The sequence below is a fragment of the Alcanivorax sp. genome, assembly GCF_040118815.1.
Classification (GTDB): domain Bacteria; phylum Pseudomonadota; class Gammaproteobacteria; order Pseudomonadales; family Alcanivoracaceae; genus Alcanivorax.
In genome coordinates this window covers 306,290-330,934 of record NZ_JBEDTC010000015.1, presented here as the reverse complement: position 1 = coordinate 330,934, position 24,645 = coordinate 306,290, and the positions used below count along the sequence as shown (strand labels likewise).

The window sequence follows — 24,645 nt, the reverse complement described above, 5'->3', positions numbered from 1 at the left end:
TGATTATCGCCGCTACCGCCCAAAGACGGTGCGCTCACTGCATGACAGGCTTACTGCTGGGCAGCGTCTTTCATGTCTTCAGCAGACTCTTCGGCGCTGTCATAGGCGTTATCCATATCTTCGCCCATTTCTTCCATCGGCCCTTGATCCGGCGTGATGTTTTCTACCGCCTTATCTACCTTCTCGCCAGCGTCCTCAACCGGACCGTCGTTGGCATCACAGGCTGCCAGCAGGGCAGAAGAGGCGAAAATGGCGGCCAATGCCGCTTTACCGAAAGTACGCATAGAATCACTCCTTGAATTAACTGATTCGGACAGTGAGCACTCTAAGCATGTTCACGACGCTTGGCCAAGGGGATTTGCACATTTTCGTGCCATTTTACGAAGAGTTACAGACGGGCCCGCGCTAATTGGCATAGTCCTTTTCCCTTTCCCAGCGCCCTCAGCCGGGTAAGATAGCCCCGATAACAAGGAGAAAGCATGAAAAAAACCGGGCGCAATGCAGGGCGAAACGTAGGAAGAAATGTGGGCGGCCTGGCACAGCTGGTGACCCGTTTTGGCAATGAAATCACCCAAGTCGTGCAGGACATCCACGGCGCCGTGGCCAATCCCTTCAACCTGCGCGGACACGATTACACCCCTGCTCCCATGGTCTATAACCTGGTCCGCTACGGCTTTCGCCAGGCCGGCAACCTGGCCGGCATGGCCGACCTGCTCGCCGACCCACAGCGGGAGTTGCGCGACAGCCTGGATCTGCAAAGCATCATCAATGGCATTTTCGGGCAGCTGCTGGTCGAACAGAGCAACCGTTATGCCCTGCCCATGACGCTGCTACCCAAAGAGCCGTCGGCGCCGAATGCCGACACGCTAGTGATCTACCTGCACGGGCTGTGCATGAATGAAGCCTGCTGGAATAGCCCCGCTGCTGACGCCTTCAACCAATGGGCACGCCAGAATCACAACGCGGATATTCGCTACCTGCGTTACAACACCGGCCTGCACATTTCCGATAATGGCCGCAAACTGGCCGGGCTGCTGGCCCATACCGCCCTGCCCGAGCGCGTTATCCTGATCGGCCATTCCATGGGCGGGCTGGTCGCACGCAGCGCCTTGCATCAGGGGCGCCAGCGAGGCGACAGCTGGGTCAACCGGGTTAGCCATCTGGCCTGTCTCGGCTCACCCCATCAAGGCGCCCTGCTGGAACGGTTTGGCAACGAAGCCAACCGCTTGCTCGGCCGCACCCCCTACTCCCGCCCCTTGATGCGCCTGGCCAACCTGCGCTCAGACGGCATCCGTGACCTGCGCTTTGGCTACGTACTAGAAGACCAGTGGCGGGACCGCCCGCTGGACGACCCGCGCCCCACCAGCAAGGTGCCTCTGGATCCGCAGGTACAGCAGTTATTTATCGCCGGCAGCGTCAGTGAACCCGACCATGCCCAACCCCGGGGCGACTGGCTGGTGACCACGGACAGCGCACTGGCGGAGCATCTCTACCCGCAAGCGGACCATCTGACCCGAGAACTGTTTTTCCAGATGGGCCACATGACCATGATCGAGGAAAGCCGCACTTACGCTCGGGTACAGCGCTGGCTGGACGAATCGATTCCCGCCACAACGCAACCAACGGCTCAAGTCACTGATTGAAGGCTCGATCTGAAAAAGCAGCGTGAGTCGGTTTTTATTTTTGCTGCGCCACTGCCTCAGCGAGTCCCGCGGTCAGCCGGCGACCAGCACGGCGACAGCCAATGCAAACAGCGCCAGTGGAAGGATAATGATGCCATTGCGGATAGCGCGCTCACGCCAAAGTGCCCAACGATAGTAACGGTGCATATGATTTCCCCTGTTTCCCCAAATAAACAGGAAGTATAGGGATGTCAAAACAACATCAAATCGCCCAAATGGGGTATATGCAACAACAAACTAACGCCACCTACAACGAGTGCAGCCAGAACTGCATTGCCTTGCGACTGGGGGCACTGTCTCCCACATCAGTCCAGTCGAAATGGGCCACTAGCTGGTTCTGTGGGAAGTAATCCCGGGAACGCCAAAACGCATCCAGGGGCTGGTAATCCGCCGGGCACGCAGGGTGCCCGGCCGGACGCGCCACCGCACAGAAGGCGGTATGGCGAAATCCGAAATCCGCCGCGTATTGCTCACGCAGGTCAAAGAAGCGGTGGCCGACGCCCTCACCGCGATAGGGTTTGAGCAACACCGACTCACCGAAATAGAACACCGAATCCAGCTCCGCCCCCAGCTGCCGGAAAGGCGCCTGAAACTCATCGTCCGCTTCACGTAATGGCAAAGCCGTAGCCGCCCCCACCAGCCGGTTGTACTCCAGCGCCAACACAAACACGCTACGATCAGACTGGGCATAGCGATCCAGATAACGGCGTTCGTAGCTCAGATCCCCGTCGTAGAGGTAGGGATAATCTCGAAACACCGCAATACGCAATTGCGCCAGTGCATCCAGCCAAGGCTCGACAGCAATACCGGTAACCGGGCGAATTTCCACAGCGGACATGGCGACTCCTGAATACCTGCGAACAAGGAATCACATGAATACCACGTCCAAGAGACAGCGACGAGCCTCTAGCTTCCAAGCTCGCAGCTAAATCTCAGCCCGGCCAGGCCAGAATCAGCCCGGTACACCAGAGCACCACAAACACTGCCTGGCGGAAGCGCTCTTCATTGACCCGGTGATGCAACCATTCACCCAGCAGCATCGCTGCGATGACGACGGGTACCAGCAAGCCAATGCGCGGCGCGGCCGGCAGCAAGGTGCCGTCCAGCAGGAACACCACCGTCAGCAAGCTGTTCAGTGACAACCAGACCAGAATCAATGTGGCGCGGAAGGCTTTCTTTTCCAGTGACAGGCCACTCAGGGCATACACCAGCAGCGGCCCGCCAGAGGCAAACAAGCCATGGGTGATCCCTGCCAGAAACATCCAGCAGCGCGACCACCAGGTACTGTGGGGCGCCACCTTGATGCCCTTCCACATGCGCCACAACTCACGGCTGCTGAACCACAGCACTAACAGCCCGAAGCCGCTCTTCAACAATTGATCGCCCATCCAGGGGCGCAATCCATAGCCACTCAGCGTACCCAACACCATCAGTGGCAGGATCAACCGCCATAGCGTTGGCCAATGAATATGCTGACGGTGACGCCAGCTCAAGGTGGCACTCATGACAATATTCAGGGGCACCAGTACCGGCAAAATTTCCGGAATCGGCAACAACAATGCCCCCAAAGAAAGGGCGATTACGATACTGCCGAAACCGGTCATGGCTTCGGTGGTAAAGGCAAAGAAAATAAACAACCCCAGCAGTAGCCAGGGCAAGGTCATCAGGTCAGCCACGAGCGCTCCTACTGGTTCAGTTCACTGGCAAATTTACGCTGCATCATGCGTTGATACAGATCCGGCAACAGCCGCCATAACAGGCTGGCAAACCAGGTGAAGCGGTCCGGGAACAAACGTTTCTTTTTCTTGCTGTAAGCCTCGAACACCAACCCCGCCATCCACTCCGGGCTGCGCATATCGCCGACCATGGAACGTTTATGGCGTGCCGGGCGGCCATCATGCCCCAGTGCGTTGGTTTCGATCGGGGTATCCAAAAAACTGGGGTACGCCATCAGAATATGGACGCCATCACGGGCCACTTCGCCCCGCAACACTTCAAAGAACTGGCTCAAGGCACTTTTCGCGCTGCAGTAACCCGCACGGCCGAGCACCGGCATCCAGCCCGCCATGGAGCCAATATTGATAATGCCGCCACGACTTTTCTTCAGGAGAGGCAAAAAACCAATCGCCAACTCCACCGGCGCCTGCCAATCCACGGCCATGACTTTACGAAACACCGCCATGCGCGTTTGTTCCGCCAGCGAGCGGTGAGTAATGCCCGCGTTATTGACCAGCACATCCAGCGAAGGCTCGTTGTCCTGCACCCAATTCACTAACGCCTGCACGGCGTCGCTGTCCGTTACATCCAGATCCCGAAACGTGACGCGGGCAGGGTCTTCGCCGGCTAACGTATCGGCGCGCGATGCCAGCAACGCAGCATTCATGTCTACCAGAATCACCCGGTGACCCAACGCAAACGCCTGCCGGGACAACGCCCATCCCAGCCCTGAAGCTGCACCGGTAATCAATACGGTTTTCATAGCTGCCCCCGCTGCCGGGCGGCGGCCATGAAAAAGCGAAACACCTGCTCGGAGCTTTTACGGGGAATATAACCAAACTCGTCTTTCAGCCGGCGGTTGCTGAGTACCGGGCGGTAGCGCAAAAAGTTCACCTGCGCCGGTACGTATTGGGTCAGCCTCAATCGATTGCCAACCCATAACCCACTACGGATCAACCAAGCCGGCACATGGATAACCGGCTTGCCCAGCAAGTCACCCAGTGCATCAATGGACAGAGCTCCGTCTCCGGCCAAATTGAAACAGCCGGCACGATCCTGGTTCACCCCTTGTTCAATAATACCGACCACATCCTGGTCCCAAATAAAGACAAAGGGAGATGGCGAACCGGCCACCGCCAACAGGCGATCACCTTCAAACAAGCGAGTAATCAGGTTGCGAGTCCCCGCACCCAAAACTGTCCCGGGACGCAGCACCAGCTGTTTGAGTGCAGGATATTTTTCCCTGTAATCTGCCAACAGCTCTTCCACTTGACGCTTGTGATCCGAATAGGGAAATTCCGGATTCCCCCGCAACGGATCCTGCTCATCCAGCCATTCCGGATTATCCGCGTAATAGCCATACGCTGCTCCAGAACTGGTGACCACTACTTGCTCGACACCACTGGCCACACAAGCATCCAGCACGTTGCGTGTGCCGTTTACATCAATATCGAAATCACGCTCACGGTCGCCGGAATCTTCCAGCACAGCAGCCAAATGCACCACCTGCTCAATACCGTGCTCTTTTATCATCTGACCAATCTTCGGGTCACGAATGTCCATTTGAAAGAACGGAAAATTCGCACTTTCATCTTTACGGATATCCACACCAACAACGTAATGGTGCTGTTGCAGTTGGCGGGCCAGCTGGCTACCGATATAACCGGCGGCACCGGTGATCAATATGCGTCGCGACATGTGTCCTCCTGAGCCGGACTGCGCGACCACCACCAGGCCAGAAGCAATCCACTAATCAAGTGCCAGACGCCCCAGAAGGCAGCGATCAAAATCATTTCGCTGGCATCAGGGAAAAAGGTAAACAGGATCGCCAATGCAAGGCCGGAGTTTTGAATCCCCACCTCCATGGTGATGGCGCGCCGATCTCCTCGGGGCAGCCCGGTAATACCCGCTGCCATGGCTCCCAGCCCCAAAGCCAGAAGGTTTTGCATGACCACCAATCCGACAATGCGATTCGCTGTGGCGAGGAACACATCCATGTTATTGCCGAACGCCACCCCCACGAACAGCAACAACACCATCAAGGTGATATAGCGCATGGGCTTCTGGGCTTTTTCTGCGAAGGCCGGGAATGTTTTACCCACCAGCATTCCCACCACCAGTGGCAGCCCCAGCACCAATGCCACCAGGATAAGAATGTTCATGCTGTCGAGCTGAATATCGGTGAGAATGGCGCGCGTATTCGGGTTCAACCAGCCATACAGCGAAAAGTTGAACGGCGTCATGATCATCGCAGCCAGGCTGGACACCGCCGTCATGCTGACTGACACCGCCACATTGGCCCGGCCCAACCAAGTCATGATGTTGGAAAACGAGCCCCCGGGGCATGACGACACCAGGATCATGCCCAACGCCAGCTCCGGATCCACATCGAAATACCAGGTGATCAGACAAGTTGCCGCTGGCAACAATACGAACTGGGCGAGCAACCCGACAATGGGGGCATCCGGGCGTTTGAGCACGCGCCGAAAATCATCGCCGGTGAGCGACAGGGAAACACCGAACATCATGAACGCAAGGATGACATTCAGGATTAACAGGTTTTCACTTCCGAAATGCACTTCCATCTCACAGCCCCTTTTTCAATGCAGCAATGTGAGAGTTAACCGCCTTGCGATAGCAGTCCTTGTTGACGTAATACGCCATGCGCGCCAACTTCAGATAGGCATAGCCACCATCTAGGTTTTTTTCCGCCTCCTGGCGCACTGTTTCTTCCAGCTCTTTCGCAGCAGAATCGCCCTGCTGGCTGGCTCGAATATACAGCGCCACCATTTCAGCCTGCTCATTACGCCCTTCCCAGCCCAGGCCAGCGGCTTCCACCATGCCCATCATGAACAGGTTTTGGTGTGCCGGGCTGAACACATTCAAATACAGTTGCGGCGCATCGCTGTTCCCCCAGTTGAGATCGGCAGGATCGATGAAGGGGTAATCCAGCTTGTAGCCGGTCCCCATAAGAATCAGGTCATACTCCCGCGACTGCCCATCGGCAAAGGTCACGGTGTTACCTGAAACGGCAGAAATGTCGCCGCGCGGAGCTATGTCACCGTGACCAATATGGTGCAACACCAGCGAGTTGATCACCGGGTGGGACTCATACAGTTTGTAATCCGGGTCCGGTAGACCGTAGTCACTGGGCTTACCGATGATCATGCGAATCAGGCGGTCATCCACCTTTTGCTTGAGCGCACGGGGCAACTTGATTTTGCCACCAATGGAGTCGATGGCCTTGCCGCCGATAAACTTGGGCAGAAAGTAATAGCCCCGTCGCACAGACATATCCACGCTAGCCGCCCGGTGCACCGCATCCACGGCAATATCGCAGGCAGAATTACCACAGCCCACCACCAGCACCCGCTTGCCATCGAAGTGGGACGGATGACGATATTCACAGGAATGCATCAATTCGCCATCAAAGCGGCCCGGCAGGTCGAGCAGATTGGGCTTATGCAGGGTGCCGTTGGCAATCAATACACCGGCAAAACGACGGCATTGCTCTTCCCCGTTCGCCTCGGTGGTCACCAGCCACTCATCGCCATCGCGCGCCACCTGTACCACCCGGGTGGAAAATTCATAATGCTCGTAGAGTTCGAAATGAGCCGCATACTGCTGAAAATAACGCTTCATTTCACGGTGATGGGGGTAAGTAGCGACGTCATCCGCCATGGGAAACTCTTTGAATTCGGTCATCCCCTTGGAGGAAATCAGGTGGGCCGACTCATACATGGTGCTGTGCGGGTTATCGATATCCCACAGGCCACCCACATCAGTATTCAGGTCGAAACCGACAAAGGGAATACCGTATTTCTTCAGGTTTCTGGCCGTTGCCAGCCCCATGGGGCCGGCCCCTATCACTGCGTACATAGCTGTCCCGTTTTATGGTGTCTTTTTTATTCGGTCACCGGTGCCCCACAAGCGAAGCGGAGCACAGAGTTTGGTATGCTTGTCACTCTAGAGTCGGCCAGCAATAGATACACGGCTATTTCAGGACTTTGTCACGGTTAATTCGGGACCTCACTCACACCCATGTCGCATACCCCTACCGTCACGGTACGTTTTACCCAGGCAATCAGTCAGGCCGCAGAACAGCTGGGGTTCTCCCTGCCTGCGCCCCTGAAAAACGCCTTTGCCGAGCAGGAGCGGGTAAGTCTGGAGTTACAGGGAGAGATCTGGGAAACCTTTTGCCAGCAGGCGGATGATCCGCTGATTGGCATCCAGTTCGGGCAAGCCATACAGGTAGGCCACTTGGACACCGTCGGCATGGTACTGATGAGCTGCGACACCGTGGCCGAAGCGCTGGACTCGCTGATGGATTATTACCCCATTGTGGGTGAGGGCGGCGTATTCGAGTATGCGGTGGCTGATGATGTGTGCGAAATCCGTTACCAACCGCAATACACCACTCGCCAGCCCGAACGGGTGGAAGCTGCGTTGGCCTCCCTGCTTCAACTCACTCGCTGGTCCACCGGGGAGCAAGTACACGCCGACAGCATTACCTTTGCTCACCCTGCACTGGATGCCCCCGCCCGCTATCAGGCGCTACTGGGCGTCCCCGTGGCGTTTTCCACCCCCCATAATGCCTTACGCATTCCCGCCTCTGCGCTAACGCTGCCGCTGATTTATGCCAACCCGGCCCTGTGCCAGCACTTACGCACCCTGGCCGACCAGCTGCTGGAACAGCTGGGCAGCCAATCGCTAAGCGTCAGCGTGCGTGATCTGCTTCGCCAACACCCACGCTGGGGAAAGGAAAAAGTGGCCGAACAACTGGCCATGAGCGGCCGCCACCTGATCCGCAAACTCAGCGATGAAGGCACCAGCTTCAAGCTGCTGCGCGATTCACTGTTGCAGGGCATGGCGGAACAGGCCTTAAAGGAGGGGTTAAAACTCTTCGAAATTGCCGACAAACTGGGGTTTTCCGATGAAAGCGCGTTTGCCAAAGCCTTCAAACGCTGGACCGGCATGACACCGGCCCAGTTTCGTACGCAAGGCTAAGGGTTAAACGGCCAACAACGCCTGCTCGATATCCGCCATGATATCGTCAACATGTTCGATACCAATGGACAGGCGCACCAGATCTGCGCTGACACCCGCTGTTTTCAGCTCTTCATCATTCAACTGCCGGTGCGTGGTGGTCGCCGGATGGCACGCCAGGGACTTGGCATCCCCGATATTCACCAACCGCTTGATCAACTGCAGCGCATCAATAAAGCGTGCACCCGCGTCACGGCCACCTTCTACGCCAAAGCTAAGAATAGACGAAGGCACGCCGCCATCCATGTATTGCTGCGCCAACGCATAATCCTTGTCGGTTTCCAGCCCGGCAAAGTTGACCCAACTCACCTTGGCATGATCGCGCAGGTACGCGGCCACTTTCATGGCATTCTCACAGTGGCGCTCCATGCGCAGGCTCAAGGTTTCAATGCCCTGCATAATCAGGAACGCATTCATGGGTGACAATGCCGCCCCCATGTTACGCAGGGGCACCACCCGGGCACGACCGATAAACGCTGCCTCACCCATGGCTTCCACATACACCACACCGTGATAGCTGGGGTCAGGTTCATTGAATTGCGGAAAGCGGGGATTGTCTTTCCAGGGGAATTTTCCGGAATCCACGATCGCACCGGCGATGGTAGTGCCATGCCCGCCCATATATTTGGTCAGCGAGTGCACCACAATATCGGCGCCGTGTTCAAAGGGTCGGCACAATGCCGGTGTCGCTACTGTGTTATCCACCACCAGCGGCACACCCGCGTCATGGGCGACCTTGGCCAGCGCGGCCATGTCCACCACGTTGCCTGCCGGGTTACCGATGGATTCACAGAACACCATTTTTGTTTTTTCATCGATGGCATCCGCAATCGCCTGAGGATTGCGGCCATCAGCCATGCGCACCTCGATGCCCTGATTCGGCAACGTATGGGCAAAAAGATTGTAAGTGCCCCCATAAAGCTGGCTGGTGGAAACGATATTATCCCCGGCCTTGGCCAGCGTCTGGATTGTCGCGGTAATCGCCGCCATACCCGACGCCATGGCCAGCGCACCAATGCCACCCTCCAGTTGCGCAACGCGCTCTTCAAGCACCCCATTGGTCGGGTTCATGATGCGACTGTAAATATTCCCCGGCACTTTCAGATCAAACAGATCAGCCCCATGCTGGGTATCGTCAAAATAGTAGCTGGTGGTCTGGTACATCGGCACAGCCACCGCATGGGTCTGCGGATCACCAGCAAAACCACCATGAATCGCTATGGTTTCTCTTTTCATCATTCCCTGCCTCATATCACATTGTCGCCTGGCGACACATACGCAAAAAGGCCGCCAAACGGCGGCCTGAAAAAATCGTTCGCTCTATTTAATCGACGGCTCACCCCAGAAATCAAATTGTTTGGGCACATCCGCCAGCGAGGTCTCAAAACGCGGCTCGCGTTTTTCCAGGAAAGCGGTAAAACCATCCTTGCCATCCCAGAATTCATTGGACCAGTAAATCATTTTCGACTCCACCACATGGGCTTGGGCCGGGTGGGAAAAATTGGGGTTGCGCCACAACATCTGCTTGGCCAGTGCCACCGCCACAGGAGAGCTTTTGGCAATCAGTTTGCGAGCGAGGCAGCGGGCCACATCCAGCACTTCGCCCTTGTCATGCACACTGTGGAACAGGCCTGCCTTCTCTCCTTCCTCAGCCATGAAAATATCGCCACTGATCACCCACTCCAGGGCCTTCTGGACGCCAACCACCCGGGGCAGAAACCAGGAAGAACAGGCTTCCGGGGTAATGCCCCGCTGGGTAAAGACAAAACCAATCTTGCTGTTGGCCGCCACTAACCGAATATCCATGGGCAGGGTCATGGTGATCCCCACGCCCACCGCCGCGCCATTGATGGCGGCAATCACCGGCTTGCGGCAATTGTAGATTGCCAACGACAATTCACCACCGGAATCGCGAATGGTTTCCAGCGGCGGATCCATCCCCTGCGCATCGTCATAACCGAACAGGTGGCCACCGCCTTCCGGCTCCATTTCCATACCGGCACAAAACACCTTGCCCGCACCGGTGACAATCACAGCACGAATGTCATCGTTGCTGTCAGCTTCAGCCAGCGCATGCACCAGCTCGTCTTTCATCTTCAGGGTAAAGGCATTGAGGCGATCGGGGCGATTCAGGGTAATGGTCAGAATCTGCTCGGCCAGATCGGTCTTGATGTCCTGATAATCCATGGTCACTCCACAGGGGTTGTGCGGTTTTTCGCAGGTATCGACAGCGACACTACCTGCACCGTTTGACCCCGAGCATACCCCGACGGCAGGGCATCGAACATGGCCCGAAGTGTCCGGTTGAGATGAGGCTGATCGTAAAAGCCGGCGAGCACCGCCAGCTCGGTAAAATTCATCCCGCTCTGCCAGAGCGACAGGGCACGTTGGCACTTGAGATGCAGCTGGTAACGCTTCAACGTCACCCCCATCTGCTCCCGGAAAAGGTGGCGAAAGCGGGATTCGGACAGCCCGGCCTGCTGCGCCAGATGGGTCATGGTGGGCGCCGGCTCCGGCGCATCACGCAGCCAGGCACAGCTGGCGGCAATGCGCGCATCCAGCGACGGCGGAGAGGCCAGCTGCCGCAGTTGCTGCACAAACGTCACCACCCCGGTCTCGGGCTGAGCCGCCCGCGATAAATCGCGCAAGGTATCGCTGAGCCACTGCTGGTGCGCCGCCGACAACGGCTGCTGCAGGGCCAGGGATCGCCAGGCCGGCTCGTCCGGGTCGAGATGCAGAATAGCCACCGGGCCATCGCTGTGCAGACTTTGCTGGCACTCCGGGGGCACCAGAACGGCCCGGGCACAAAGAACCCGGCCGTCACGGGTGACCCGAATATCCTTTTCCAGCCCGACCAGTAACGACGCCGCCACATGCTGGTGGGGCTGGTTGTGCAGCGAGGAAAGCGCCATCAGCCAACCGCCCCGCCAGAGAAACAGCGGGGTCAGCAGACGAGGATCGGAAGCCGGCGACGATTGGGACATGCCGGAAATAGTGCCCGCCCGGGGCCGGGCAGGCAACGTTCATCAGCGCCTGATCAATTCACCACACCGGAGCGGCGCAGCCCCAGCTTGTGGGCCAGCTCGATGCTGACGAACATGGGACCGACCAGCAGAAACACCAGATCATCCACAAACGACGGCTTTTTGCCCTCTACCTTGTGGCCCCACACTTGTACGGCCCAGGCCAGCAACCACAAGGCCGCCGCACTCCAGCCCAACGACAGGGCGCTGCGATCCACCGCCACCACGGCGGCAAGGGACAGGGCCAGCCACACCCCCATCAACGCCGTCATACCCACGGACATACGCAGATAGAACGGCATGCAGATCGCGGCCAGCAAGGTGCCACCGTTGACCCAGTACGCCAGGCTGCCGTCCAGCCCCAGCCAGTGCCCCAGCGGAATCAGCCAGAACAGCCCGAGGGTGGACACAAAAATGGCCGGCACACAGAGGATATGTACCCATTGATTGACCGGATTGCGGTGGCTAACGCCATAGTCCGCCAGAAAGGTGTTGAGATTACGCATGGACAGCTCTCCCGAGTTGTTGTTTTGAGCTACACCAAGCTTAGCGGCAGCCCACACCGGGAAATTGTACGTAAGGGTCATGGTGCGGCGGGCAAGAAAGGCCGTCAGTCGCAGCCGCGCCGGCTGTCTTTCAAGGCTCGCAGTACCTGTTCGCGGGTCAGCAACCCGGTCAGGATGCCCTGGGCATCCACCACCGGGTAGATCTTGGGTTTTTCCGTGACCATCAGCTCCGCCACGTTCACCGCCGAATCGTCTTCTTTCACCGTCAGCGGCTGATCGTGCATGAAGTCTTCCACCACCAGCGCCCCTTCACAGTGATAACTGGATATCAGCAACTTGCGCAGACAATCCTGCTCGGACACAAACCCCACCACCTTGTTCTGGCTGTCCACCACCGGCAACCCGCTGAATTTGTGCTGTAACAGCGCGTCCACCACCTCGGTCAGCTCGGTGCCGATCTTGATTGCCATAGGGTGCTTTGCCATCAAGGCACGTACCGTCATCTCTTGCATGTCGCTCTCCTTCTGCCGGCCCGGTCCATGCCGGAACGGTCCAGATTCATGCTTTTGACTATAGCACTCCCTTAGCAGGCTACCCGTGGTTATTCCCCATGCCACCGATCAATTCCGCCAATTGCTATACAACGCAGGCATCGCCTTCCTACAATGGCTCAAATGAATGGCTCGAACACAAGACAACAGAAAGCCTGACCGCAGGCCTACATGGAGCAGAGGAACAGCGAATGGTATCGCCCCGCGTCTGGCTGGCTTTCGGGCTATTGGCCCTGTTGGTTATCTCCCCGCTGCAAGCGGCAGAAAATGCAGCCTGCGATGCGGCAGAGCTGACACTGGCTCAGCTGAAACAGCAGCGTCAGCAACTGCGTACGGACCGCCACACCCTGCAATCCATTTTCGATGGCGACACCCCCGCCCCGCACCAGCTCAACACGCTGCTGGGGCGCCCGCTAAACCAGAGGCCGCTCCTGCCCCTGATCGATCCACAACCGCTTTCTGTCGTCGACAGCAAATGTCCCGCCCTGCAGAACGATATCGACACCTTGACCCAACAGGTCAACGCTCTGGAACAATCACTCGACACCTTGCGACGAGGGTTTTTCGGGCTCAATTTCCCCCAGCGCCAGGCTTTTCTGAACCTGGCAACGCACCATGCACAGCTGCAGGCCCTCTCCGATAGCTCGGAGACAGACCCATCAATTCGCCAGGGCAGCCAAACGCTGCAACAGCACATCCAGCAGGTGTGGTCAGTGCTGGGGCAACTACAGAGCAACCCTGAAGGCGCGCAGCAAACACTGGATCAGCTGTGGCTGCAGCTACCCACCTTGCGCCCTCCCAATGGTGCCAGTTCCGCGGCCTGGCGCGGCCTGCTCAAGACACGCCTGGACATTCAGCACGATGTACGCACGCTGCGGGCCGAACTGTGGCAAAACCGCCCCTTGCTAGACCAGATCAACAACCTGGGCGGCCTTGGCCAGGCCCCACGGCTGTTACAGCACGAAAGCCAACGCATCGGCTTGCGCGTGCTCGATATCGTTTCATTGATGCGTTACGACCTGAATGGCCCTATCCGCAACGGCGGCTTCATGCCAGTGGTGCAAAATATCCTGGCGCTGATTCTCGGGGTGGTGGGCTTCTGGCTACTGATTCATCTTGCGCAGCGCACCCGCCGCTGGGCACTGTCATTGCATGACCGCGTGGTACAACTCAGTGGCGAACGCCGCTGGTTACTCAATGCCAGCCGCCTGATCAGCGGACTGGCGCCGATTCTGCCGTGGATTTTGATCTGGCTGGTACTGGGGCGCCTGGACCCGCTACTGGACACTCCATCCAGCAAGATCCTGCTGTGGTTGCTGCCCCTGGCGCAGCTGTATGTGATCTACGGCCTGCTCTGCCTGATCGGTGAATGGCTGGTGATGCGCGTTGCGCAAAGCGCCAATGCTTACCTGGGCAGCAAACAGACCGAGAAGGTGACACGCCACGCGCGCGCCTTGGCACGCTGGATGATCGTTCCTTGGGTCCCCGTCATCGTTGTCTGGGAAAGCCTGGGGCCATCGCTGATGTACTACCTGTTCTTCGGTGTACTGCTGGTCGCCATTTACTGGGGCCTGGGCCGATTACTGACACTGCGCCATCAGGACTACCAGGCGTGCCTGCAAACCCTGATGCCCTCACGGCTGGACCCGGTGATCACCCGCCTGCTGCACCCCAGCCTGTTCTGGCTGTTTGCACCGATGATGCTGCCCATCGCCCTGATCAGCTTTCTGGTGGGCTTTGTGGACCGGGTACTGGCTGATTTCGACTGGTACATGCGCCTCAAGGCCCGCTGGTTCCGCTTCCGCGCCACGGTGGCCACCGACGAAGACGAGACCGATGACACTGAACAACCAGTGGCACAGTCCTATGAGCGCTGGTTTGCCTCGGCCCTCCCGGACGATGCCAGCAAAACCCCGTTTATCGATACCGGGCTGGTGGCGGCCATGGAAAAAAGTATTCAGCGCTGGCACGAAGACAAAACCGATGAAAACGCGCTGGTGGTGGCCGGTGAAAAAGGCAGCGGCAAGAGTGTCTCGCTAGGCAAACTCAACACGGTGCTGGAAAAAAGCTGTGAATCCCTGCAGACCCTGCGCCTGAAAGTACCTCCGAAAACCTGCACACCGGAAGCCATTCACCAGTTGATTGGCGAAGCGCTTGGCTCGGACCTGGTCAACGACGGCCCTGCCGCCCTGGTCAAGGAAGATGAACACCGTAAACCCACGCTGGTGGTATTGGACGAAGCACAAAACTTTTTCCTGGCCCAGCTGGGCGGCCTGGAAGGCTGGCGCACCGTGCTGAACCTGGTCAATGCGCGGCTGGACAATGTGTTCTGGGTACTGCTGATTAACAACCAGAGCTGGGCCTACCTGTGCAACGTCTTTGGCCGCGAATACCAGTTCCGCAATGTGATCCGGGTAAAACGCTGGGGGCAAACCGATATTCGCTCACTGATCCTTAGCCGCCACCACCTGAGTCGCTTTAAACTACGCTACGACGAAGTGCTGTTATCCTCGCGCGGGCCGGAAGCCGGTAATCTGCGTAATGCGGAGCAACGTTATTTCAGCCTGCTGTGGGATGCCAGCCGCGGCAACCCCATGGTGGCATTACGGTTGTTCCTCACCTCGGTCAAAGTGAAGGGCCGGCAAGTCACCGTTGGCCTGCCGAACCCGCCCTCCGCCAGCCTGCTCGACGGCATGGGCGACAACTCTCTGTTTGTGTACGCAGCCATTGCCACCCACGAAAATCTGACCAGCCACGAAATCACTGCGGTCACCCATTTGCCGGAGAACATCGTGCGCTACGCGTTGAAAGGCGGATTTGATGCCGGCTTTCTGCACAAGGATGAAGACAGCCGCTACCGCCTGGTGCCCCTGTGGTACCAGCAGGTGATCAGCTACCTGACACGGAAGAATCTGCTCAATGAATGATGGAAATATCGTCAACGACCTGACCGTCGTCGTAGAACTGTTCAACGTCTACGCATTGATGCTGCTGTTTATCGGCGGGCTGGTGCTATGGGCGTTGAATTGGGGCATCAGCAAGGCAAGCCAGAAAATCACCGAGAAAATGCCCACCCGGCGCTTTCTGATCCTCCAGGTCACCACTCTGATCGGGTTTGTCCTCTACACCGTGGGCGCCATTGCACTGGTGATCGGGGTGCTGCAGCCGCCCAAGGAATTCATGCTCGCCGCCGGTGGCTCCATGGCGGTGGCGCTGGGCTTTGCCCTGAAAGACATTGCCGCCTCGCTGGTGGCCGGGCTGCTCCTGTTATTCGACCGCCCGTTCCGGGTGGGCGACCGGGTCAGCTTTGATAACGTGTACGGGGAAATCGTCTCCATCGGCTTGCGCACCGTGCGCCTGCAAACCCTGGATGACAACCTGGTCACCATCCCCAATTCGCGCTTTATTACCGACGTGGTGGCCTCCGGCAACGCCGGCGAACTGGACATGATGGTTGTCACCGATTTCCACGTGGCCCTGGACGCCAACATCGAACAGGCCCAGGCCATCGTGGAAGAAATCATCGTCACCAGCCGGTACGCCTACCTGAAAAAACCCGTCACCTTTGCCATTGAAGAAATCGAGGTGGGCTATCGGCTCGCCATTCGCCTGCGCGCCAAGGCCTATGTACTGGATGTACATTATGAGAAAGCGTTCCAGAGCGACATCGTCGTGCGAGTATCAAAACGCTTTGCGGAAATGCAGGTGGCCCGGCCTGCATAACAATCACGCCAGTTACTCCGGCGGTTTCTTTTTATCGTCACCGTCAGGCTTGTCGGACTCATCAGACAACACCTCTTCCAGCTCATCCCGGGGCATATAATCCAGATCCCAGTGGCTGGTATAGGTTTCTTTCAACCGATGTCTGCCGCGATGTAAGTCCTCCGGGGTTTCCCCCTCATGGGCGGGATGATACTCACGCGGTTCATGGGCGGAGACCTCCTCATGCTGCGGTTGCCGAGCGGGAAACAGTTTTTCTTTCAATGCAGATAACCAGCGCATAAATACCTCCACAGGTTCTGCTCCACCGTAACACCCGTCTTGTGAATATTCTCGCAACAGGCAAACCAACAGCATCGAATAATGGGTCTGTAAAGGGGAAAGGTCCGGGGCAAGAGAAAACCCGGCAACACGCAATGAGGGAAAGAACAGAGTCGGCAACGAACCGGGGTACCCCCCCGGCCCGTCAGGCAGCAATCAGGAAAGTAGCTCCGGGCGTTTCATCAACCGTGACAGTTTTTCCAGCCCCTGCTGGCGCAGGTGCTGGCTATCACGCTTGGAAGGATGGAAGTCGCGCTTGTAATACGCCAGGTAAGATTTACCCAGCTTGCGCAGCCAACCGGGTTTACCCACCAGCCAGTTAAGCCCCTGACGCACGGATTTCCAGTCGGTGGGATCATCCATCTCGGCGCGCAACTGGTTGTAATGCAAGATAGTAAAACCGATAAATTCCACGGTGGTGAAAGCCATCTCCGACGTCCGCACCCAGTAGCTGTCCACCCGGTCGCGGTACACATCAAACGCCACGGATTTGTGCTCGCTTTCTTCCACCGCATGCCACAACCACAGCGGCACCATGCGCTCATCCATGCCTTCAATAAATTCCGGATCTTCCAGAATCATTTCCGCCAGCATGGCGGTGAAATGTTCCAGGGCACAGGTCTTGGCCAGCTGCCGCTCCGGCGACAACCACTTGGCCATGAATTTCAGGCCATCTTTCACATAGGCATCCACTTTGCCAGTGGGCACGCCCTTGGATTCCATGAACGCATTGAAGGCATCGTGCTCGTTGCCGTGGTGCGCCTCCTGCCCGATAAACCCTTTCACCTGCTCACGCAGCAAGGGATCGGTGAGATTTTTCTGGAAATGGCGCACGGAACGAACGAAGAAGCGCTCACCCTCCGGAAAGGTGCAGGACAAGGCGGTTAACAACATCGTCTTGAACTGGTCATTGTCGAACCAGTAGCGAGGCATGGATGGATCAAATTCAAAATCCATCTTGCGAGGTTGAATGTCGCTTTTATTGATTTTTTTCTGCGGCTGACGCGTGGCTGTCTGGTCGCGCTCTGTGGCTGCAACAGTGGCTGCATTGGCATTCATGGCGGTGTCCTCATAGCTCTATAGCTTCTGGACACAGTATTTGTCAGTCACAACTGGCACACTAGTGCAGGTTGTGCCATTTTCTTGGCGCACATCGGCACGATCAGATCCCAGCGGTGCCCGGGTCAGCCCTGGTTGGTTTCCCGCCGATACAGCCGCGCATGAATATCGCCGCCGCTTTTTTCCTTCGACAACACCCAGTGTGCCGGCACCGCAGGCACCTCACCCTGGCGGCGACTTTCCACATAAACAATCGCTCCGTCCGCCAGCAGTCCGTGGGCTTCCAGCGCCTCACAGGCTGGCGTCACCAGGCCCAAGTCATAGGGCGGATCGATAAAAACCAGATCAAACGGATCGTGCTGGCCAGCCAACCAATTCAATGCATCGGCACACTGCACCGTAATACGGCCGGCAAACAATGGCTCTAGCTGGCGACTCAGATCGGCACTGCGGTCGCGCTGCTTTTCCACCAGCACCGCCTCACGCGCCCCCCGGCTCAGGGCTTCTGCACCCAGCGCGCCGGAACCGGCAAACAAATCCAGCACACGCAGACCCGGCAACTCGAATTGCAGCCAGTTAAACAGGGTCTCTCGCATGCGATCCGAAGACGGGCGCAGATCACCCCCATGGTCTACAAAGTGCAGCCGGTGACCACGCCGTTCACCCCCGATAATCCGCACCTGGCCTTTCTGCGCCGCCCCAGCGCTGGCGCCGGGGCGTTTGCCGGAACGCTTACGGGGCATCGGTGGGCTCGGCTAGTGTCGATGGCGTAGAAGGTGAAGAAGACGCGGGCTGCTCACCGGCATCGCTATCTGCCTGCTTCGTATTTGCGCCCTCCGGGCGAATCTGCGGCTCACGGGGGCCAATGCTGACGATGGCCAAATTGTCCGGGTTCAGATTGCGCTGAAATGCGGTCTGGATATCCTCCGCCGTTACCGTGCGCACCTGCTGATTGAACCACTGCAGGTAATCCAGCGGCAGATCGTAGAAGCCCATCGCGCCAAGCTGGCCGATGATGTCGCTATTATCCGCCGTGCCCAGGGCAAAGCTGCCCAGAATACTGGTGCGGGCTTCTTCCAGCTGCGCCGCCGTGGGGCCGTCCTGCACAAACTGATCGATCAGATCCAGGGTCAGGGTCAACGCGTCATCGACATTGTCATTGCCCGTCTGCAAACTCACCTGAAACGGGCCACCGGCAGCCATGGGGCCGAAGTGGCTGCTGATACCATAAACGTAACCGCGTTTTTGCCGCACCTCGTCGGTAAGAATGGAGGCAAAGCCGCCACCGCCGAGCACCTGGTTACCCACATACAAAGCCACATGATCCGGGTTACCCCGCCAGGTGGCCTGATTACCCAGCAGGATATGGGTCTGGGCGGACGGGAAATTAATATGCTGGCGTTGCCGCTCTGCCAATGGCGTGGCTCGCTCCAGTTGCGGTGCTGCCGAGCCTTGCGGCAATGCGGCACTGATGCCCTCAGCAATCTGCTCCGCCTCTGCGCGATCCAGATCCCCCACCATGGCGATCACGGTGTTACCCGCCGCGTAATAGGTGCGGTAGAAATCCTGCAGCTGATCGCGGGCGATGGCAGGCAAGCTGTCCAGCGTGCCATCACTGGGCTGACCATAGGGGTGACCGGCAAACACGGTGGACTGAAACGCCTTGCTCACCTGCGGGCCGGGCACCTGGGTTTCCATGCGCAGCCCCTGCATCATCTGGGTACGAATGCGCACCAGGGTGTCCTGCTCAAACGTCGGGCTGGCGATCACCTGCTTAAATAACGTCAGCACCGGTTCGCGATATTGCGCATCGGACAGGGTGCGCAGGCTGATCACGCCCATGTCCCGGTAGCTGGACGCGGAAAAGCTGGCGCCCTGATCTTCAAAGCCGCGAGCAATGTCATCCACACTCATGTCATCAGCGCCTTCGCCCAGCAAGGCGCTGGTCAGCGACGCCAAGCCGGGATGCCCACCATCACGGGCGGAGCCGGCATCACTGACCAACCGAATATCCAGCATAGGCAGAGCGTCGCTGGCCACGAACAGCACCTTCGCGCCTTGTTCGGTTTGCCAGGACTGAATATCCAGTGCCGGCGCCTGCGGATCAGTGGCCGCAACCTGCTTTTCCGTGGTGGGAAAGCCGGCACAAGCACTCAACAGCAATGCCGCAGCCGCAACACTTGCAGCGCGAAACACTGCACCACGACGCCCGGAACACCCTTTCCCCGCGCCTTGCAGCTTGTGGCTTATCGCTTGTCGCTGATCCTTCATTCTTCTTCCTCCTGCTCAGGCGCCACATGGGCTACCGCCAATCGCTCCGGCACCAGCCATTGCTTGGCCACCCGCTGCACATCCTCGGCGGTGACCGCTTCCAGGTTTTCAGCGAAACGAGCAGACAAATCAATATCCAGCCCAAGCGTACTCAACATACCCAGCTCCATCGCTTGCCCCATCACCGAATCTTTCTCGTACACCTGGCCCGCCAGCACCCCGGCCCGCACCCGCGCCATTTCCGCGTCGGTGGGCAGAGTGGTCTGCAATCGCTCGATCTGCACCAGTAGTGCATCCTCCACCTGCTCCAGGGTCACATCCGGGCTGGGGGCGGCGGTCAGCGTAAAGGTGCCATCGCCCCGCTGGATGCCGCTGTAACTGGCACCGGCACCGGCCACCAGCCGTTCACCGCGCACCAGATCCGTTTCGATTCGAGCACTCATTCCGCCATCTAACACCCCCGCCAGCATGGTCAGGGCGTAGAAATCGGTTTTGTCTTCCAGGGTTACCAGCGAAGGCACGTTGTACATCATGTACAGGGAAGGCACTTTTACCGGCAAATTCAGCGCCAGGCGGCGCTCACCGGCCGGCGGATTCACAGTTTGTTTAGGGCGCGGGGGCGTCTGCCCGGACGGCAGGTCCGCAAAGAATTTTTCCACTAGCGGCTGCACCTGCTCGCGGGTCACATCCCCGGCGATCACCAGGGTGGCGTTGCCCGGCACATAGAACCGCTGGTACCAACTGCGCGCCTGTTCCGGCTGCAACTGGGACAGCAGGGAGCGCCAGCCAATAATCGGATGGGCGTAACCGGTACCCGGACGGGCCACGGCCTGGAATTTTTCCCAGGCCAGCGCATTGGGGTTATCGTCGGTGCGCATGCGGCGCTCTTCCATCACCACCTTCAGCTCGCGGGCAAATTCCTCGTCATCGATTTTCAGATGACCCAGACGCTCCGCTTCCAGCTCCAACGCCAACGGCAGGCGCGACACTTCGTACTGCTGAAAATAGGCGGTGTAATCGTAACTGGTAAAGGCGTTATCGCTGCCCCCATAACGGGAGACCAGTTTGGAAAAATCGCCGGGACCCAATCTCTCGGTACCCTTGAACATCATGTGCTCAAGCACGTGGGCCAGCCCGGTCTCAAAAGGGGCTTCATCAATGCTGCCCGCCTTGAACCACGTCATCACCGTAACCACCGGCGCTCGGTGATCTTCACGGACCAGTACTTTCAGGCCGTTATCCAGCGTAAAGGCATGGGTCGGCAGCGCCGCATGGGTGGTCAATGACCACAGGCCCAACGCCAGCGCCGTTATCAGTCTTTTCATGGAATACCTCTATTGGGGGACACGCATGTTTTGAGAACCACAAACCCGAAGCTGCTCCCCTCTCCCCATAATGGTAGGATAGCGGCGCGTTCGCCCCCGCGAACGGCAACTCTGCAAGCAGGTCCTTTTTTTCTCCGGCATAGCATACCGGGTTATCGCCCTGCTCTTGCAGCCTCATTGCAAAAGAAGGGTCACCCTTCTTGATTGGATACGACTGATCATGAGCGACGAAGTTTCCCACGACGACAACAACCGCCCCAAGTCGGACGGAAAACCGGAAGAGAAGAAAACCGGTTTCTGGAAGCGCATGTTTACCGGCGTAGAAGCCGACGAGGCTAGCAGCACCCCGCCCGAGCCCAGCGCCGAGAGAGCCCCGGAACCGGCTGAAACTGCCATGCAGCCACCTGCTGCCGCGCCGGAGCCCACTCCGGCGGCGCCCTCTGCTCAGACAGAACCTGACGCCACCGCCCCTCAAGGCGACGAGGACGGCGGCTTCTGGACCCGCATGAAACAGGGCATGAGCAAGACCCGCAAGGGTCTGGGCAAAGGCCTGGCCGACCTGCTGGTGGGCGCCAAGGAGATCGACGACGAGATCTTCGAGGAAATCGAAACCCAACTGCTGGTCGCCGATGTGGGCGTGGAAGCTACCGATGTGATCGTTCAGGCTCTCACCGATCAAGTAACCCGCGAAGAGCTGGTGGACGCCGACGCCCTGTACGAATCCCTGCAGAACGAACTGCGCAAATTGCTGGTGCCTGTGGACCAGCCCATGCAGATCGATGGCAGCAAAAAGCCCTACGTGATCCTGATGGTGGGAGTGAACGGGGTCGGCAAAACCACCACCATCGGCAAGCTCGCCTGCCGCTTCAAGGCCGAAGGCAAGAGCGTGATGCTAGCCGCCGGTGACACCTTCCGTGCCGCCGCCGTGGAGCAGCTGCAGGTATGGGGCGAGCGTAACGAGATTCCCGTGGTAGCCCAACATACCGGCGCCGATTCCGCCTCCGTGGTGTATGACGCCGTGCAGGCGGCCCAGTCTCGCGGTGCCGACATCCTGATAGCTGACACCGCCGGGCGCCTGCATACCCGTGGCAACCTGATGGACGAGCTCACCAAGGTCACCCGGGTCATGAAGAAACTGATCCCCGATGCGCCCCACGAGGTATTGCTGGTACTGGATGCGGGCACCGGCCAGAATGCCATCAACCAGGCAGAACAATTTCGCGATGCCGCCGGCGTGACCGGGTTGGCACTCACCAAGCTCGACGGCACCGCCAAAGGCGGTATCCTGTTTGCCTTGGCCAAACGCACTGGCCTGCCGATTCGTTTTATCGGCGTCGGGGAACGACTGGAAGACCTGCGCCCTTTCCACGCGGAAGAGTTCGTGCAGGCGCTATTTGAAGATGTGACCGGTTAACGCCGCACGCTTCACGCACCACGCCGCGTGCAAGCCTGTTGTGTGAAGCGTGTAAGCGGTCGGGCCTAGGCGAGACACAATGATTCAGTTTGACCGGGTCAGCAAACGCTACCCGAACGGGAAAGACGCGCTCAGCAAGGTGGATTTTACGCTCCCCGCTGGGCAATTGACGTTTCTCACCGGCCACTCCGGGGCGGGCAAATCCACCCTGTTGAAACTGATCATGATGATCGAGCGCCCTACCCAAGGGCAGGTGCTGATTGATAACCAAAATCTGAACGGCTTCGGCAATCGCCATATTCCCCTGCTACGCCGCAAGATCGGCATGGTGCACCAGAACCATCAACTGCTGTTCGATCGCAGTGTCTTCGATAACGTGGCCCTGCCGCTGATCATCGCCGGCTATGCCCGCGCCGACATCGGCAAACGGGTGCGCGCAGCCCTCGATAAAGTCGGCCTGCTGGACAAGGAAAAACTCAACCCGATCATGCTCTCCGGCGGCGAACAGCAACGTGTGGGCATCGCCCGGGCGGTGGTCAACAAGCCGCCGCTGCTGCTGGCGGATGAGCCTACCGGCAACCTGGATCCGGCCCTGTCTGAAGAAATCATGGACCTGTTCAAGGATTTTGCCCGGGTCGGCGTGGCCGTTTTGATCGCCACCCACGACCTGAGCCTGATCGCCCGCTACAACCACCGCCTGCTGACCCTGCGCGAAGGCCGCCTGATCCACGACGGCGATGAATCGGGAGATGCCCATGGCGCCTAACAACACGAACAAAGGCAGAGGAAACAAGGGGGCACGCAACGCCACCCCGATCAAGCCTCGCCGCAGCAAGGCAGAACGCCCGCGCCGTGTCGCCGGCGCCCACAGTGCCCAGACCTCCCTGAGAGACCGTTTCATCAGCTGGCGCCAGCACCACGGCGATTCCCTGCGCGACTCCCTGCAACGGATCAATGCCACCCGCGCCAGCAGCGCCATGACCATCCTGGTGATCGCCATCGCCCTGGCCCTACCCGCCGGGCTAGCGGTACTACTGGACAATGCCCGCGCCATTACCCGCGGCTGGGACGGCAACGCCCATTTATCCGTGTTTTTGGACATGGAAACCAGCGAAGCCCGCCAGCGAGAGCTCGCCAACGAATGGCAAGGCACCGGGCACATTACCCGCACTGAGGTGATCACCCGCACCCAGGCGCTGGCGGAATTCAAGGCCTTATCCGGCTTCGGCGATGTTCTCGAAGCCCTGCCGGACAACCCGCTACCCCCACTGATTGTGGTTTTTCCGGACAGCACGGATCCGGTGACCCTGCGCGCCCTGGAGAACCGCTTGGGCGACGCTGACGACGTGGACTTGGTACAGCTGGATGTGGAATGGGTACGCCGCCTGCACGCACTGATCGAGCTGGGCGAACGCCTGATTTCCGCCCTCACCCTGGCGCTAGCAGCGGCGGTGGTGCTGGTCATGGTGAATACCATCCGTCTGGCCATCGAAAGCCGGCGGGAAGAAATCGTGGTGGTGAAGATCGTCGGCGGCACCGACGGCTTCGTCCGCCGCCCCTTCCTCTATACCGGCTTTTGCTTCGGTTTCGCCGGCGGTCTCACGGCCGTGATTCTGGTGCAAATTGCCCTGTGGTGGCTGGGCGGCCCCATTAATGAACTGCTCAACCTGTATAGCAGCGAGCAATCACTAACCTCCATGGCCGCATCCAGCCTAATCATTCTACCCCTGTTCAGCGGCGCACTGGGCTTGCTCGGCGCCTGGCTCGCCGTCGGCCGCCACCTGGGCGACATCGAGCCCAACTTCTAAGCTGCAAGCTACGAGCCTCTAGGCGCGGGCGAGGTTGATGCGGGCATAAGGCCGCGCCCGCGCACCCACCACTCTGGCAGCCGCGTAGGTCGAATTTACCCAAGGGCACAGAGAGCCCGAAGGGCGTAATCCGACAAGCACCCTTAACACCACAGAACAACAGCAACGATGGCGCCTAGCCCTTTGTTTTCAAAGCCTTTCTT

The 24,645-nt window shown here is 58.7% G+C and carries 24 protein-coding genes; 7 read left to right on the top strand and 17 right to left on the bottom strand.

Going from position 1 to position 24,645, the window contains the following annotated elements; genetic code table 11:
* Positions 1–50 precede the first annotated feature (50 nt).
* Positions 51–284 carry a hypothetical protein gene (locus ABNH18_RS10780; RefSeq protein ID WP_349382815.1) on the bottom strand — a complete coding sequence of 78 codons (234 nt, stop codon included), beginning with the start codon at positions 282–284 and terminating at the stop codon, positions 51–53.
* Between the two features lie 195 nt (positions 285–479).
* On the opposite strand from ABNH18_RS10780, the gene ABNH18_RS10775 reads away from it, so the two are divergent.
* Positions 480–1,643, top strand: a complete 1,164-nt coding sequence (locus ABNH18_RS10775; protein WP_349382814.1) for an alpha/beta fold hydrolase — start codon at positions 480–482, stop codon at positions 1,641–1,643.
* Positions 1,644–1,929: 286 nt separating this feature from the next.
* On the opposite strand, the gene ABNH18_RS10770 is transcribed toward ABNH18_RS10775, so the two are convergent.
* The 6 genes from ABNH18_RS10770 to ABNH18_RS10745 all read right to left on the bottom strand — a co-directional run bounded on the left by ABNH18_RS10770 (position 1,930) and on the right by ABNH18_RS10745 (position 7,277).
* A complete protein-coding gene (locus ABNH18_RS10770) occupies positions 1,930–2,520 on the bottom strand; it encodes a GNAT family N-acetyltransferase (protein ID WP_349382813.1) in 591 nt (196 codons plus the stop codon).
* Between the two features lie 94 nt (positions 2,521–2,614).
* Positions 2,615–3,358, bottom strand: coding sequence for a sulfite exporter TauE/SafE family protein (locus ABNH18_RS10765; protein ID WP_349382812.1), 744 nt, complete (start codon positions 3,356–3,358; stop codon positions 2,615–2,617).
* 8 nt (positions 3,359–3,366) lie between these two features.
* Positions 3,367–4,161, bottom strand: a complete 795-nt coding sequence (locus tag ABNH18_RS10760) for an SDR family NAD(P)-dependent oxidoreductase (protein WP_349382811.1) — start codon at positions 4,159–4,161, stop codon at positions 3,367–3,369.
* Positions 4,158–5,096 (bottom strand): SDR family oxidoreductase, encoded by a 939-nt coding sequence (locus ABNH18_RS10755; RefSeq protein ID WP_349382810.1) that lies wholly within the window; start codon positions 5,094–5,096, stop codon positions 4,158–4,160. The genes ABNH18_RS10760 and ABNH18_RS10755 overlap by 4 nt, the downstream gene beginning before the upstream one ends.
* Positions 5,078–5,983: a bile acid:sodium symporter family protein gene (locus ABNH18_RS10750; RefSeq protein WP_349382809.1), complete on the bottom strand. Its 906-nt coding sequence runs from the start codon at positions 5,981–5,983 to the stop codon at positions 5,078–5,080. Before ABNH18_RS10750 ends, ABNH18_RS10755 begins: the two co-directional genes overlap by 19 nt.
* 1 nt (position 5,984) lies before the next feature.
* The gene (locus tag ABNH18_RS10745) at positions 5,985–7,277 is read right to left on the bottom strand and encodes a flavin-containing monooxygenase (protein ID WP_349382808.1); all 1,293 of its coding nucleotides are present in this window, start codon (positions 7,275–7,277) and stop codon (positions 5,985–5,987) included.
* 162 nt (positions 7,278–7,439) lie between these two features.
* On the opposite strand from ABNH18_RS10745, the gene ABNH18_RS10740 reads away from it, so the two are divergent.
* Positions 7,440–8,405, top strand: coding sequence for an AraC family transcriptional regulator (locus ABNH18_RS10740; protein WP_349382807.1), 966 nt, complete (start codon positions 7,440–7,442; stop codon positions 8,403–8,405).
* 3 nt (positions 8,406–8,408) lie between these two features.
* Here ABNH18_RS10740 and ABNH18_RS10735 read toward each other — a convergent pair whose 3' ends face one another.
* The 5 genes from ABNH18_RS10735 to ABNH18_RS10715 form a co-directional block, all read right to left on the bottom strand.
* Positions 8,409–9,680: an O-acetylhomoserine aminocarboxypropyltransferase/cysteine synthase family protein gene (locus ABNH18_RS10735; protein ID WP_349383258.1), complete on the bottom strand. Its 1,272-nt coding sequence runs from the start codon at positions 9,678–9,680 to the stop codon at positions 8,409–8,411.
* A gap of 84 nt (positions 9,681–9,764) precedes the next feature.
* Positions 9,765–10,631, bottom strand: a complete 867-nt coding sequence (locus ABNH18_RS10730; RefSeq protein ID WP_349382806.1) for an enoyl-CoA hydratase-related protein — start codon at positions 10,629–10,631, stop codon at positions 9,765–9,767.
* Between the two features lie 2 nt (positions 10,632–10,633).
* Positions 10,634–11,428: a helix-turn-helix domain-containing protein gene (locus ABNH18_RS10725; protein ID WP_349382805.1), complete on the bottom strand. Its 795-nt coding sequence runs from the start codon at positions 11,426–11,428 to the stop codon at positions 10,634–10,636.
* A gap of 53 nt (positions 11,429–11,481) precedes the next feature.
* A complete protein-coding gene (locus ABNH18_RS10720; RefSeq protein ID WP_349382804.1) occupies positions 11,482–11,973 on the bottom strand; it encodes an Mpo1 family 2-hydroxy fatty acid dioxygenase in 492 nt (163 codons plus the stop codon).
* Between the two features lie 104 nt (positions 11,974–12,077).
* Positions 12,078–12,485, bottom strand: a complete 408-nt coding sequence (locus tag ABNH18_RS10715; RefSeq protein WP_349382803.1) for a CBS domain-containing protein — start codon at positions 12,483–12,485, stop codon at positions 12,078–12,080.
* A gap of 230 nt (positions 12,486–12,715) precedes the next feature.
* Here ABNH18_RS10715 and ABNH18_RS10710 point away from each other — a divergent pair, with 230 nt between their 5' ends.
* Together ABNH18_RS10710 and ABNH18_RS10705 are read left to right on the top strand one after the other, a co-directional pair.
* Complete coding sequence (locus ABNH18_RS10710) at positions 12,716–15,451, top strand: AAA family ATPase (protein ID WP_349382802.1); 2,736 nt, start codon at positions 12,716–12,718, stop codon at positions 15,449–15,451.
* Positions 15,444–16,247 carry a mechanosensitive ion channel family protein gene (locus ABNH18_RS10705; protein WP_349382801.1) on the top strand — a complete coding sequence of 268 codons (804 nt, stop codon included), beginning with the start codon at positions 15,444–15,446 and terminating at the stop codon, positions 16,245–16,247. The genes ABNH18_RS10710 and ABNH18_RS10705 overlap by 8 nt, the downstream gene beginning before the upstream one ends.
* 12 nt (positions 16,248–16,259) lie before the next feature.
* Here the strand turns inward: ABNH18_RS10705 and ABNH18_RS10700 are convergent, their stop codons facing one another.
* The 5 genes from ABNH18_RS10700 to ABNH18_RS10680 form a co-directional block, all read right to left on the bottom strand.
* Complete coding sequence (locus ABNH18_RS10700; RefSeq protein WP_349382800.1) at positions 16,260–16,526, bottom strand: hypothetical protein; 267 nt, start codon at positions 16,524–16,526, stop codon at positions 16,260–16,262.
* Positions 16,527–16,721: 195 nt separating this feature from the next.
* The gene (locus tag ABNH18_RS10695) at positions 16,722–17,624 is read right to left on the bottom strand and encodes a metal-dependent hydrolase (RefSeq protein WP_349382799.1); all 903 of its coding nucleotides are present in this window, start codon (positions 17,622–17,624) and stop codon (positions 16,722–16,724) included.
* Positions 17,625–17,749: 125 nt separating this feature from the next.
* A complete protein-coding gene (gene rsmD / locus ABNH18_RS10690) occupies positions 17,750–18,367 on the bottom strand; it encodes a 16S rRNA (guanine(966)-N(2))-methyltransferase RsmD (protein WP_349382798.1) in 618 nt (205 codons plus the stop codon).
* Positions 18,357–19,895 (bottom strand): M16 family metallopeptidase, encoded by a 1,539-nt coding sequence (locus ABNH18_RS10685; protein WP_349382797.1) that lies wholly within the window; start codon positions 19,893–19,895, stop codon positions 18,357–18,359. Before ABNH18_RS10685 ends, rsmD begins: the two co-directional genes overlap by 11 nt.
* Complete coding sequence (locus ABNH18_RS10680) at positions 19,892–21,220, bottom strand: M16 family metallopeptidase (protein ID WP_349382796.1); 1,329 nt, start codon at positions 21,218–21,220, stop codon at positions 19,892–19,894. Before ABNH18_RS10680 ends, ABNH18_RS10685 begins: the two co-directional genes overlap by 4 nt.
* Positions 21,221–21,440: 220 nt before the next feature.
* Here ABNH18_RS10680 and ftsY point away from each other — a divergent pair, with 220 nt between their 5' ends.
* The 3 genes from ftsY to ftsX all read left to right on the top strand — a co-directional run bounded on the left by ftsY (position 21,441) and on the right by ftsX (position 24,442).
* Positions 21,441–22,634, top strand: coding sequence for a signal recognition particle-docking protein FtsY (gene ftsY / locus ABNH18_RS10675; RefSeq protein WP_349382795.1), 1,194 nt, complete (start codon positions 21,441–21,443; stop codon positions 22,632–22,634).
* 79 nt (positions 22,635–22,713) lie between these two features.
* The gene (gene ftsE, locus ABNH18_RS10670) at positions 22,714–23,400 is read left to right on the top strand and encodes a cell division ATP-binding protein FtsE (RefSeq protein WP_349382794.1); all 687 of its coding nucleotides are present in this window, start codon (positions 22,714–22,716) and stop codon (positions 23,398–23,400) included.
* A complete protein-coding gene (gene ftsX / locus ABNH18_RS10665; RefSeq protein ID WP_349382793.1) occupies positions 23,390–24,442 on the top strand; it encodes a permease-like cell division protein FtsX in 1,053 nt (350 codons plus the stop codon). The genes ftsE and ftsX overlap by 11 nt, the downstream gene beginning before the upstream one ends.
* Positions 24,443–24,645 lie beyond the last annotated feature (203 nt).

Coding starts and splice junctions, on each gene's coding strand:
- ftsY (WP_349382795.1), top strand. CDS start 21,441: ATGAGCGACGAAGTTTCCCACGACGACAACAACCGCCCCAAGTCGGAC.
- ABNH18_RS10775 (WP_349382814.1), top strand. CDS start 480: ATGAAAAAAACCGGGCGCAATGCAGGGCGAAACGTAGGAAGAAATGTG.
- ABNH18_RS10740 (WP_349382807.1), top strand. CDS start 7,440: ATGTCGCATACCCCTACCGTCACGGTACGTTTTACCCAGGCAATCAGT.
- ftsE (WP_349382794.1), top strand. CDS start 22,714: ATGATTCAGTTTGACCGGGTCAGCAAACGCTACCCGAACGGGAAAGAC.
- ABNH18_RS10780 (WP_349382815.1), bottom strand. CDS start 284: ATGCGTACTTTCGGTAAAGCGGCATTGGCCGCCATTTTCGCCTCTTCT.
- ABNH18_RS10700 (WP_349382800.1), bottom strand. CDS start 16,526: ATGCGCTGGTTATCTGCATTGAAAGAAAAACTGTTTCCCGCTCGGCAA.
- ABNH18_RS10730 (WP_349382806.1), bottom strand. CDS start 10,631: ATGGATTATCAGGACATCAAGACCGATCTGGCCGAGCAGATTCTGACC.
- ABNH18_RS10720 (WP_349382804.1), bottom strand. CDS start 11,973: ATGCGTAATCTCAACACCTTTCTGGCGGACTATGGCGTTAGCCACCGC.
- ABNH18_RS10710 (WP_349382802.1), top strand. CDS start 12,716: ATGGTATCGCCCCGCGTCTGGCTGGCTTTCGGGCTATTGGCCCTGTTG.
- ABNH18_RS10750 (WP_349382809.1), bottom strand. CDS start 5,983: ATGGAAGTGCATTTCGGAAGTGAAAACCTGTTAATCCTGAATGTCATC.
- ABNH18_RS10735 (WP_349383258.1), bottom strand. CDS start 9,680: ATGAAAAGAGAAACCATAGCGATTCATGGTGGTTTTGCTGGTGATCCG.
- ABNH18_RS10705 (WP_349382801.1), top strand. CDS start 15,444: ATGAATGATGGAAATATCGTCAACGACCTGACCGTCGTCGTAGAACTG.
- ABNH18_RS10725 (WP_349382805.1), bottom strand. CDS start 11,428: ATGTCCCAATCGTCGCCGGCTTCCGATCCTCGTCTGCTGACCCCGCTG.
- ABNH18_RS10755 (WP_349382810.1), bottom strand. CDS start 5,096: ATGTCGCGACGCATATTGATCACCGGTGCCGCCGGTTATATCGGTAGC.
- rsmD (WP_349382798.1), bottom strand. CDS start 18,367: ATGCCCCGTAAGCGTTCCGGCAAACGCCCCGGCGCCAGCGCTGGGGCG.
- ABNH18_RS10695 (WP_349382799.1), bottom strand. CDS start 17,624: ATGAATGCCAATGCAGCCACTGTTGCAGCCACAGAGCGCGACCAGACA.
- ftsX (WP_349382793.1), top strand. CDS start 23,390: ATGGCGCCTAACAACACGAACAAAGGCAGAGGAAACAAGGGGGCACGC.
- ABNH18_RS10715 (WP_349382803.1), bottom strand. CDS start 12,485: ATGCAAGAGATGACGGTACGTGCCTTGATGGCAAAGCACCCTATGGCA.
- ABNH18_RS10770 (WP_349382813.1), bottom strand. CDS start 2,520: ATGTCCGCTGTGGAAATTCGCCCGGTTACCGGTATTGCTGTCGAGCCT.
- ABNH18_RS10745 (WP_349382808.1), bottom strand. CDS start 7,277: ATGTACGCAGTGATAGGGGCCGGCCCCATGGGGCTGGCAACGGCCAGA.
- ABNH18_RS10680 (WP_349382796.1), bottom strand. CDS start 21,220: ATGAAAAGACTGATAACGGCGCTGGCGTTGGGCCTGTGGTCATTGACC.
- ABNH18_RS10760 (WP_349382811.1), bottom strand. CDS start 4,161: ATGAAAACCGTATTGATTACCGGTGCAGCTTCAGGGCTGGGATGGGCG.
- ABNH18_RS10685 (WP_349382797.1), bottom strand. CDS start 19,895: ATGAAGGATCAGCGACAAGCGATAAGCCACAAGCTGCAAGGCGCGGGG.